General features: G+C 70.5%; 7 protein-coding genes. 5 read left to right on the forward strand and 2 right to left on the reverse strand.

Going from position 1 to position 10,435, the window contains the following annotated elements; translation table 11 throughout:
- Positions 1 to 161: 161 nt before the first annotated feature.
- Both ACIQ5Y_RS11825 and ACIQ5Y_RS11830 read left to right on the forward strand, forming a co-directional pair.
- Complete coding sequence (locus ACIQ5Y_RS11825) at positions 162 to 824, forward strand: response regulator transcription factor (RefSeq protein ID WP_007267191.1); 663 nt, start codon at positions 162 to 164, stop codon at positions 822 to 824.
- 149 nt (positions 825 to 973) lie between these two features.
- Positions 974 to 2,257 carry an HRDC domain-containing protein gene (locus tag ACIQ5Y_RS11830; RefSeq protein WP_403878422.1) on the forward strand — a complete coding sequence of 428 codons (1,284 nt, stop codon included), beginning with the start codon at positions 974 to 976 and terminating at the stop codon, positions 2,255 to 2,257.
- Positions 2,258 to 2,296: 39 nt separating this feature from the next.
- Here ACIQ5Y_RS11830 and ACIQ5Y_RS11835 read toward each other — a convergent pair whose 3' ends face one another.
- Positions 2,297 to 3,490: an alpha/beta hydrolase gene (locus ACIQ5Y_RS11835; RefSeq protein WP_403878425.1), complete on the reverse strand. Its 1,194-nt coding sequence runs from the start codon at positions 3,488 to 3,490 to the stop codon at positions 2,297 to 2,299.
- A 333-nt stretch (positions 3,491 to 3,823) separates the two neighbouring features.
- Between ACIQ5Y_RS11835 and ACIQ5Y_RS11840 the strand changes: the two genes are divergently transcribed.
- The 3 genes from ACIQ5Y_RS11840 to ACIQ5Y_RS11850 all read left to right on the forward strand — a co-directional run bounded on the left by ACIQ5Y_RS11840 (position 3,824) and on the right by ACIQ5Y_RS11850 (position 9,082).
- Complete coding sequence (locus ACIQ5Y_RS11840; protein ID WP_403878428.1) at positions 3,824 to 5,050, forward strand: thiolase family protein; 1,227 nt, start codon at positions 3,824 to 3,826, stop codon at positions 5,048 to 5,050.
- Positions 5,047 to 7,185, forward strand: a complete 2,139-nt coding sequence (locus ACIQ5Y_RS11845) for a 3-hydroxyacyl-CoA dehydrogenase NAD-binding domain-containing protein (protein ID WP_403878431.1) — start codon at positions 5,047 to 5,049, stop codon at positions 7,183 to 7,185. Before ACIQ5Y_RS11840 ends, ACIQ5Y_RS11845 begins: the two co-directional genes overlap by 4 nt.
- A gap of 208 nt (positions 7,186 to 7,393) precedes the next feature.
- On the forward strand, positions 7,394 to 9,082 hold the full coding sequence (locus ACIQ5Y_RS11850) for a hypothetical protein (RefSeq protein WP_403878434.1): 1,689 nt from the start codon (positions 7,394 to 7,396) through the stop codon (positions 9,080 to 9,082).
- 45 nt (positions 9,083 to 9,127) lie between these two features.
- Here ACIQ5Y_RS11850 and ACIQ5Y_RS11855 read toward each other — a convergent pair whose 3' ends face one another.
- On the reverse strand, positions 9,128 to 10,420 hold the full coding sequence (locus ACIQ5Y_RS11855) for a phosphodiester glycosidase family protein (RefSeq protein ID WP_403878436.1): 1,293 nt from the start codon (positions 10,418 to 10,420) through the stop codon (positions 9,128 to 9,130).
- Positions 10,421 to 10,435 lie beyond the last annotated feature (15 nt).

Raw genomic sequence — 10,435 nt, forward strand, 5'->3', positions numbered from 1 at the left:
TCGATCGTGCGTCCGAATTGCCCGAATTGTTACTCACCAAATCGTGATCATTCCCTAAAGCCGGGCGGGTGACGTGCCGAAGGAGTCAGTGACCATCCGCACGGTTCGCACCGGCTTCCTTCCCCGAGCCGGCCGTCCCGCCACTCCCCCAGGAGGCCTAGGTGTCCGTTCTTCTCGAGCAGCCCGCAAGCCTGGTCGCCTACCGCCCGAACAAGCCGACGGCCATGGTCGTCGTGGCCGACCCGCGCGTCCGTTCCACCGTGACCCGCCATCTGTGGGCGCTCGGAGTTCGTGATGTGATCGAGGCTTCGTCCATCGCGGAGGCCCGCCCCCGCGTCGGCAGCCCGCGCGACATCTGCGTGGCCGACGTCCACCTGCCCGACGGTTCCGGTCTCACCCTGCTCTCCGAGACCCGCGCCGCCGGCTGGCCCAACGGCCTGGCCCTGTCCGCCGCCGACGACATCGGCGCCGTGCGCAACGCCCTCGCGGGCGGAGTGAAGGGCTACGTCGTCACCGGCACCCGGACCAACATCGGGCTCCCCACCCGGCCCGGCGCCGCACCCATCGGCGCCGCCGCCGCCCGTATGCACCGCCGCCCCCCGGGTGCCCCGAGCCACCCGGGCGGCTACCGCGAGCTCTCCGGCCGCGAGGTCGAGGTCCTGCGCCTCGTCGCGGAGGGCCAGTCCAACAAGGCCATCGGCGTCTCGATGGGCCTGTCCGCCCTGACCGTCAAGTCCCACCTGGCCCGCATCGCCCGCAAGCTGGGCACCGGCGACCGCGCCGGCATGGTCGCCGTCGCCCTGCGGACCGGGATCATCCACTGAGCGCGGGCGGCCGGGACCCCCGGATAGACGGCCGGAAGACCCCCGGCAGACGCCCCGCAGACTCCTCGCAAACTCCCCATATACCGATCGCGCCCGTCGACGGAACGTTCCGGCGACGGGCGCGGCGCATCCACGGATACCCTTGAGCGGTGACCGACGCCCAAGAGACCGCAGCAGACCTGCGCACCACCACCGGGGGCGGCCCCCCGGACGAAGTCGTCAGTTCGTCCGATGGGCCGCCGATTCCGTTGCTGGAGCCCCGTGAGGGCATTCCCCCCGTGGTGGCCGACGCCGAAGCCCTCGCCGCGGTGGTCGCGGCCTTCGCCGCGGGCACCGGACCCGTCGCCGTCGACGCCGAGCGCGCTTCCGGATACCGCTACGGCCAACGCGCCTACCTGGTGCAGCTGCGCCGCGAGGGTGCGGGTTCCGCGCTGATCGACCCGGTGGGCTGCCCCGATCTGTCCGCCCTGGGCGAGGCCCTGTCCGGTACCGAGTGGATCCTGCACGCCGCCACCCAGGACCTGCCGTGCCTCCGTGAAATAGGCATGCGGCCGACCTCCCTCTTCGACACCGAGCTGGCGGGCCGGCTGGCCGGCTTCCCCCGGGTCGGACTGGGCGCGATGGTCGAGAGCGTGCTCGGCTACGCGCTGGAGAAGGGCCACTCCGCCGTCGACTGGTCCACCCGCCCGCTCCCGGAGCCGTGGCTGCGCTACGCCGCGCTGGACGTGGAGCTGCTGGTGGACCTGCGGGACGCGCTGGAGAAGGAGCTGGACCGGCAGGGCAAGCTGGAATGGGCCCGCCAGGAGTTCGACGCCATCGCCTCGGCCCCGCCCGCCCCGCCGCGCAAGGACCCGTGGCGGCGCACCTCGGGCATGCACAAGGTGCGCCGGCGCCGGCAGATGGCGGTCGTACGGGAGCTGTGGGAGTCCCGGGACCGGATCGCGCAGCGGCGTGACGTGTCGCCGGGCAAGGTGCTGGGCGACGCCGCGATCGTGGAGGCCGCGCTGGCGCTGCCGCTGAACGCGCAGGCGCTGTCGGCGCTGCCCGGCTACGGGCAGCGGATGGGCCGGCGCCAGCTGGAGCAGTGGATGGCGGCCGTGGACCGGGCGAAGGCCCTGCCCGAGAACGAGCTGCCGCAGCCGGGGGCGAGCCCGGCCGGTCCCCCGCCGCCGCGTTCCTGGGCGGACAAGGACCCGGCCGCGGCGGCCCGGCTGTCGGCGGCCCGCGCGGCCGTGTCGGCGCTCGCGGAGGGGCTGAACCTGCCCCAGGAGAACCTGATCACCCCGGACACGGTCCGCCGGCTGTGCTGGGAGCCGCCGCAGCGGCTCGAAGCGGACGCGGTGGCCGCGGCCCTCGCGGGCTACGGCGCCCGCCCGTGGCAGATCGAGCAGGTGACCCCGGCCCTGGTCACGGCCCTGGCCGCGACCGCCTGACCGGGCCGCGGCCGTCGCCAGGCCCGACCGACGGGGTCCTCACTCGAGCGAAGTGAGGATCCCGTCCTCGTCCCGGTGGAAGCTCCCGCCCTTCTCGCCGAACACCTTGCCGTTCTTGAGCCATTGCTCGGACATGCCGTGGAGGTGACTCGCCGCCCGCTCCCAGACGATCTGGTGCCCCGCACAAGCGAGCCGGAACATCAGCTTCTTCTTCCCTGGGATCAGCCGGTAGAGCTCGGGTACCGAGAAGTACAGCAGCCCCAGGTCCGGCGCCGTGTTCACGATGGAGTCGTGCTCCCCGTACACGAGGCACACGGGCACCGTCTGGCCGAGAACCTGGTGCAGCGGCACGGTCTTGGAGTTCCAGCCCCACCAGAACGAGTTCCGCACCCTGACGAACCCCGTCGGCGCTCCGGACGTCGGACCGCCCCACGTGGCACCGCGCGCGTCGACGTCCTGGATCGCCTTCCACACCTCGTCGAGCACACCGTTCTCGCGCTGGTCCGGGCACTTCAGGTCCCTGGCCCACGACGCCGTGAGCCCGTTCTTCGAGGTGACGGACATCGGGTAGCCGAAGGCCGCCGCCGGGGTACCCACCGGCATGTCCACCGGCGCGCCGAAGTCGGTGTTCTCCTTGCTCGCCCTTCCGTTGGGCGGGAAGAGCGGCGCCGCCAGGAACAGGCTCTTGACCTTGTCGGGGTGCTGGATCGTGTACGGCCCGAGCTGCTGCGCGGCCGCGGACCAGCCGATCAGGTCGATCTTGGCCGTGGGCTGGCCGATCTCCTTGCGGATGTACTCGACGACCGTGTCGACCTCGTCCCAGTCGCTCTTGGAGTTGTTCAGCTGGAAGGCGTACTTCGCGGGGGCGTCCGGGTCCGGCAGGTCGGCCGGGGGGATCGGGTTGGGGGAGAGCAGCGGGCGCTGCGCGGGGCTGACGTTGAGCGGCTCGTCCATCTCCTTGGGATGGGTCGACAGCCCTGACCCCTGGAGCTCCATCACGAAGACGTCGTAGCCCGCCTTGGCCAGCTGCTCGGCCCAGCTGTACTTCTTGTTCGGGGGGTCGAAGCCCGCCAGGGCCGGGACGCTCCGGCCGTGCAGCATGAGGACGGGCTTGCGCGGGCCGCTCACGGGCCTGCGCTCCCGTACGAAGAGCTTGACCGGGTACCCGGCGTTGGCCGGGATGGTCGACGTGTGGTCGACGTAATGGTCCTTGGAGGTTGTCTCGGTCGCCATGGACGGCTCCGTTCTCGTCGGTGGGTCCCGGGCGGGTGCCCGAGCCGCCCCAGCCTTCGCCCGGGCCCGGGCCCGATGCCACCGACGTGACCGGGCGGGCCCGGCCGGCGACCCGGACGAGTGTCCCCCCGCATGCCGATCGGCCGGGCGCACGACGGGGGCGTGAGGGGGCTCACGGGGTGCCGGGCGGTGTGACCTTCGCCGCTGTTCGGGGAGGGGGTGTGCACAAGGGTTACCCGCAAGTAGCATGGGCCGGGTGAGCGGGCGCTCAGTGACGTACGCCGAGCATGCCCCCGCGCAGCAGCGCCATCCCGTACCTGGAGGAGAGCCAACGTGCCTCGTACCGTCAGGGACGTCGTCTTCGTCGACGGCGTCCGCACCCCGTTCGGCAAGGCGGGCCCGAAGGGCATCTACCACGAGACCCGCGCCGACGACCTCGTCGTGAAGGCGATCCGGGAGCTGCTGCGCCGCAACCCGGACCTGGACCCCGCGAAGATCGACGAGGTCGCCATCGCCGCGACCACGCAGATCGGCGACCAGGGCCTGACGCTGGGCCGCACGGCCGGAATCCTCGCGGGCCTCCCGCAGTCCGTCCCGGGCTACTCCATCGACCGCATGTGCGCCGGCGCGCTGACCGCCGTGACCGCCGTCGCGGGCGGTGTGGCCTTCGGTGCGTACGACGTCGCCCTCGCCGGCGGTGTCGAGCACATGGGCCGCCACCCCATGGGCGAGGGCGTCGACCCGAACCCGCGCTTCGTCTCCGAGAAGCTGGTCGACGAGTCCGCCCTGTTCATGGGCATGACCGCCGAGAACCTGCACGACCGGTACCCGACGATCACCAAGCTCCGCGCCGACGAGTACGCCGTGCGCTCGCAGGAGAAGGCCGCCAAGGCGTACGCCGACGGCAAGATCCAGCGGGACCTGGTCCCGATCTCGGTGCGCAACACCAACGAGGCGGCCGGTGAGACGGGCTGGGGCCTGGTCACCACCGACGAGCCGATGCGCCCGGGCACCACGCTGGAGAACCTGGCCGGCCTGAAGACCCCGTTCCGTACGCACGGCCGGGTCACCGCGGGCAACGCCGCCGGTCTCAACGACGGTGCCACCGCCGCGATCATCGCCTCCGAGGACTTCGCCCGGGAGAACAACCTCCCGGTCAAGATGCGCCTGGTCTCGTACTCCTTCGCGGGTGTCGAGCCCGAGGTCATGGGCTACGGCCCGATCCCGGCCACCGAGAAGGCCCTCGCCCAGGCCGGCCTGTCCATCGAGGACATAGGCCTGTTCGAGATCAACGAGGCCTTCGCGGTCCAGGTCCTGGCTTTCCTGGAGCACTACGGCATCGCCGACGACGACGCCCGCGTGAACCAGTACGGCGGCGCCATCGCCTTCGGTCACCCGCTCGCCTCCTCGGGCGTGCGCCTGATGACGCAGCTGGCCCGCCAGTTCGAGGAGCAGCCGCACGTCCGCTACGGCCTGACCACCATGTGCGTCGGCTTCGGCATGGGCGCCACGGTCATCTGGGAGAACCCGAACTTCAACGCCGAGGGAGACTCCAAGTGAGCACCACCGCTGAGCTCCTGAAGGGCGCGGCCGAGCTGTTCCCGGACGAGGTCGTCACGTCCGCGCACGTCCGTCACCTGGACCTGCCGTTCGGCGCCGGGCGCTTCGCGCTCATCACGCTGGACAACGGCTTCGACCACACCAAGCCGACCACCTTCGGCCCGCAGTCGCTCGCCAACCTGAACGCGGCGGTCGACCAGGTCGAGCAGGAGGCCCTCGCGGGCTCCATCGTCGGTGCGGGCATCACCGGCAAGCCGTTCATCTTCGCGGTCGGCGCCGACCTCAAGGGCGTCGAGCTGCTGAAGAAGCACGACGAGGCGCTGGCCATCGGCAAGGGCGGCCACGACGTCTTCAAGCGCCTGTCCGCGCTGGCCGTCCCGACCTTCGCGTACTACAACGGCGCGGCGATGGGCGGCGGTGTCGAGGTCGGTCTGCACTGCACCTACCGCACCGTCTCCAAGGCCATCCCGGCCTTCTCGCTGCCCGAGGTCTTCCTCGGTCTGGTCCCGGGCTGGGGCGGCTGCGCCATCCTCCCGAACCTGATCGGTGCGGAGCGCGCGGTCTCGGTCATCATCGAGAACTCGCTGAACCAGAACCGCCAGCTGAAGGGCAAGCAGGTCTTCGAGCTCGGGATCGCCGACGCGATCTTCGAGGGCGCGGACTTCCTGGAGCAGTCGCTCCTGTGGACCGCGAACGTCCTGAACGGCACCACCGAGGTCGTCCGCGCGGAGATCGACCGCGGCGAGGCCTGGGACGCGGCCGTCGCCAAGGGCCGCGCCATCGCGGACTCCAAGGTGCACGGCGCCGCTCCGGCCGCCTACCGCGCGCTGGACATCATCGCCGCGGCCAAGGACGGCGACCTCCAGGCCGGTTTCGACGCCGAGGACAAGGCCCTGGCCGACCTCATCATGGGCGGCGAGCTGCGCTCGGGCATCTACGCCTTCAACCTGGTCCAGAAGCGCGGCAAGCGCCCGGCCGGCGCCCCGGACAAGAACCTGGCGCGCCCGGTCACCAAGGTCGGCGTCGTCGGCGCGGGCCTGATGGCCTCGCAGCTGGCGCTGCTGTTCCTGCGCCGCCTGGAGGTGCCGGTGGTCCTCACCGACATCGACCAGGAGCGCGTGGACAAGGGCGTGGGCTACGTCCACGCCGAGATCCAGAAGCTGCTCGGCAAGGGCCGCATCAACCAGGACAAGGCCAACCGCCTGACCGCCCTGGTGACCGGTGTCCTGGACAAGGCCGAGGGCTTCGCGGACGCGGACTTCATCATCGAGGCCGTGTTCGAGGAGATGTCCGTCAAGCAGAAGGTGTTCGCGGAGGTCGAGGCGGTCGCCCCGGCGCACGCGATCCTCGCCACCAACACCTCCTCGCTGTCGGTGTCGGAGATGGCCTCCAAGCTCCAGCACCCGGAGCGCGTGGTCGGCTTCCACTTCTTCAACCCGGTCGCGATCCTCCCGCTGCTGGAGATCGTCCGCGGTGAGCAGACCGACGACGCCTCGCTGGCCACGGCCTTCGGCGTCGCCAAGAAGCTGAAGAAGACCGCGGTCCTGACGAAGGACGCCCCGGCGTTCGTCGTGAACCGCATCCTGACCCGCTTCATGGGCGAGATCCAGAACGTCATCGACGAGGGCACCCCGGTCGTCACGGCGGAGAAGGCCATCGAGCCGCTCGGCCTGCCGATGTCCCCGCTGGTGCTGCTGGAGCTCGTGGGCCCGGCGATCGGTCTGCACGTCTCCGAGACCCTGAACCGCGCCTTCCCGGAGCGCTTCACCGTCTCGCCGAACCTGGCCGCCGTGGTCAAGGCCGGCAAGCGCGGCTTCTACGTCTACAACGCGGAGAACGGCTTCAAGCCGGAGCTGGACCCCGAGGTCGCCGCGCTGCTCGTACAGGGCGACTCGGTCCTGACGGAGGAGCAGGTCCGGATGCGCGTCCTGGACGCGGTCGCGCAGGAGATCGGCCTGATGCTGGAGGAGGGTGTCGTGGCCGAGGCCCAGGACATCGACCTCTGCCTCATCACGGGCGCCGGCTGGCCCTTCCACCTGGGCGGCATCACGCCGTACCTGGACCGTGAGGGCGTCTCGGAGCGCGTGAACGGCAAGAAGTTCCTGGCCCCGGGCGTGGCGAGCGTTCCCGCGTAACGTCGGCGCCATCTGTGCGGCTGCTCCCGTAACGGGCTTTCGGGCCCGGTACGGGAGCAGTTGTGTCCGGGGTGTCATCCGTGTTCGTCTGAAACATCACAGACGGGACGGAAGTTCCGGGGTCGACCTCGGGAGCGGGCTCTCGGTAGACTTCCGGGGCTTCCGGCGGACGGCGGCGGAAATCGACAGGGGCAGGAAAGCACACTCCATGAACTCAGCACTCCCTCCGCTCGTGCCGAATGCCGCGGCCATCGACCGGCGCGCGATCGTTTCGGGAACGGACACGGCCGGGCTGGTGCCCGTGGAGTACAAGTTCCGCCCCGCCGACGGCGATGCCCGCCATCTCATCGTCGTCTTCTCCGGTTTGGGCGCGCCCAAGGGTTACCACTTCGCAGGCAAATCGCTGGAGAGCCAGCGGGCGAACATCCTGTGGATCCGCGACCACTTCGACGAGCACTACAGCTATTACATGTGCCGGAACATGTCTTTCGACATCGAGTTCTCGGTGCTCTCGCTCATCGACCGCACGCTGGCCGGACTGAACCTGACCCGGGGCGACGTCAGTCTGTTCGGGGTCTCCAAGGGCGGCAGCGCCGCTCTGTACTACGGCCTGAAGTACGGGTTCCGGAACATCGTCTCCGTGGTGCCGCAGTTCCTCATCGGCGACTATGTGAGCGACCCCAGGAGGGCGACCACCGGCCGTTACATGCTGGGCGCGGACATGCCCCAGCAGAATGTGGACGCACTCAACCACGCCATTCCCGACATGCTGAAGTCGTACGGGGCCCAGGGCCACAACGTCTACCTCATCACCTCGGAGGCGGACGAACAGTACCCGGTGGAGATCGCACCCCATCTGAACCTCTTCTGGAACTGCCAGAATTTCAATGTGATCCGGACGAAATCCGATATGGTCCGCGCGCACGGCGAGGTCTCCGGATACAACATGCCGCTGATGAACGGCATTCTCTCGGCCCTCACCGAAGGCGCCGAACCCCGGCTGGGATTCCTGGAGAACGGATTCACCCCCGACCCGGGGACGCGGCGGCACGTCATGCTGGAGCGGCGCCACGCGGACACGCTGCTGGCCGTGCTGAAGAAGCAGGACATCCGCGCGAACTACCTCCAGCTCAGCGGCGACGCGTTCATCCCCGGGGAATCGGCCTACGGCGAGGTCCAGACCCTCAAGCACCTGGTCGTCGAAGGCGGCGGAAAGAGCTGGGAATTCCCGCTCGCCGTCACACCCGCCGAACACACCTACAGCTTCTACTTCGACCAGTACGCCAGCGACTACGCCGACGGCGGCTTCGCACCGGAGCACCCCAACGGCATCGCGATGACCGGCATACCCAGCGGCAGGTTCGACCTGTCCATCCGCCTGACCAGCCCGTCCGAGGGCATCGACCGGCGGACCCCGCTGGTCGCCAAGCGGCCCTTCGACCTGCGCCGCCCCTTCCGCGGAACCGAGATCTGCCTGACCGGCGACGACAAGAGCGTCAAGCTGCTGCGGCGCCCGATCATCGGGCACGTGTCGCCGGAGACGGCGTTCTCGCTGGAGAAGACCTGGCAGAAGGGGCGCGTCCTGCACGTCGAGGGCGTGTTCTTCGTACACGGCCTGAGCGCCGCCCAGCACAGCCACGCCTCCTACTACCTCGTACTGCGCAATGCCCAGGGCACCTACTCGTACCGGCTGGGCATGTCCGGCAAGCCGGCGGTGGTGCGCAAGCACGTGCGGCGGGGCGACTACAACAGCTACGACTACGGCTACTTCGCGACCTCGGGCTACAAGGGCATCGAAGCGAAGACCGCGGAGCCGGGAGACTACGAGGTCTTCATCTCGATGAGCCGCGAAGGGGCCCTGTTCTCCGCACCGGCGGGCACGGTCCGCCTGGACTGACCGGTCCGCCTGGACTGACCGGTCCCCGGGCGCGGCGGGCCCGCGCTATTCGCCGAAGACCCCGATCCCGTTGGAGACCGGCCGCTCGGTGACGTCGTCGTCCGCGCCACCCCTGGGGCGGTTGCGGAGTTCTCCGTTCACGATCATGGTGGTGGACCCGCCGCCGTCCAGGTTGATCGCGTCGACGACGCCGAGCGAGGCGAGGTAGCGGGCCGCTTCGGCGAGGGTGGCGCCGGCGCTCACCCCCACCTCTCGGCCGTCGATGGTGACGAGCAGCAGGGTGCCGTCCGCCTTCACGCCCGCCACGGTGCGCGGGTTGGGCTTGCCGCCCGCCGCGTTGGGCGCGACGGTCACCGCGCCGTTCTTGAGCAGTCGGTGACTGCCGCCGACAGCCGTGTCCACCGGCCCCACGACGGCCAGGCCCGCGCCGTCCGTCATCTCCTGGGTGACCTCGATCCGGCTGCCCTTGAGCACGTGGCCCTGCAGCCACCCCGCGCCCGGGCCGATGCCGTACAGGGTGCTGCCGCCCGCCGGGATCTTGCCGCCCGCCGGGACCCTCACCTCGCGGACCGTGCCGTCCGCGGCCAGCACCGCCTCCGCGCTGCGCGGCGGGCCGGGCGGGGTGCGGCCCGACCACTGCTCGGTGAACTGGACGACTTCGTCGACATCGGTGCACAGCCCCGAGTACGGCGCGTCCATGGGTTCCTCGGTCGTGGCGATCCGGTCGCCGCCGACGCCGCCGCAACCCAGCACCCGGCCGGGAACGCGGTTGACGCCGTCCAGTTCACGCTGCGCGGTGTCCTGCGCCGTCAGCCGGCCGACGGTCTGGGTCTCCTCGACCCGCGCCACCAGCCGCCCCTGCTCGTAGCCGAGGAGCAGGGCCGCCCGGCCGTTGCTCGCCTCGCTGAGGATCTTTCCGTGCTCGGCGTAGAGCCCCAGCGGATCGCCCTCGAAACCGGCGTGGTGCCGTCCCGTCGCGATGTCGAAGAACGAGCCGTTGACCGCCGCACGGGCCCCGGACTGCTTGGCCAGGTCCCGTACGGTCGTGGTCCCGGCGAGCTCCTTGCCGTGAATGCCGCCCACTCGGGCCTTGGCTTCGGGGTGGACACTGAGGATCTTGACGGCCGAGGGGCCCCTGCTGCCGAATTCCTGCGTGGTCTCGCGGTACTCGACGCCTGCGGGCAGGTGGAAGTCACGGGCCGTGGGCGCCGGACGGTTGTCGCCCGGTGCGGAGGAGGTGCAGGAGGTCACGGCCAGGGCCAGGCAGAGCAGGACCGCGAGAGTGCAGCGCCTGGCCGTGGCGGACCGGCGGAGCTCCGGGGTTGGGGTTCTCGTCATCCCTTGCGCACTTCC

The organism is Streptomyces sp. NPDC096339 (assembly GCF_044762985.1).
GTDB lineage: Bacteria > Actinomycetota > Actinomycetes > Streptomycetales > Streptomycetaceae > Streptomyces.

Bases quoted from the DNA above. Each gene is read 5' to 3' on its own strand.
- ACIQ5Y_RS11850 (WP_403878434.1), top strand. From the start codon at position 7,394: ATGAACTCAGCACTCCCTCCGCTCGTGCCGAATGCCGCGGCCATCGAC.
- ACIQ5Y_RS11855 (WP_403878436.1), bottom strand. From the start codon at position 10,420: ATGACGAGAACCCCAACCCCGGAGCTCCGCCGGTCCGCCACGGCCAGG.
- ACIQ5Y_RS11835 (WP_403878425.1), bottom strand. From the start codon at position 3,490: ATGGCGACCGAGACAACCTCCAAGGACCATTACGTCGACCACACGTCG.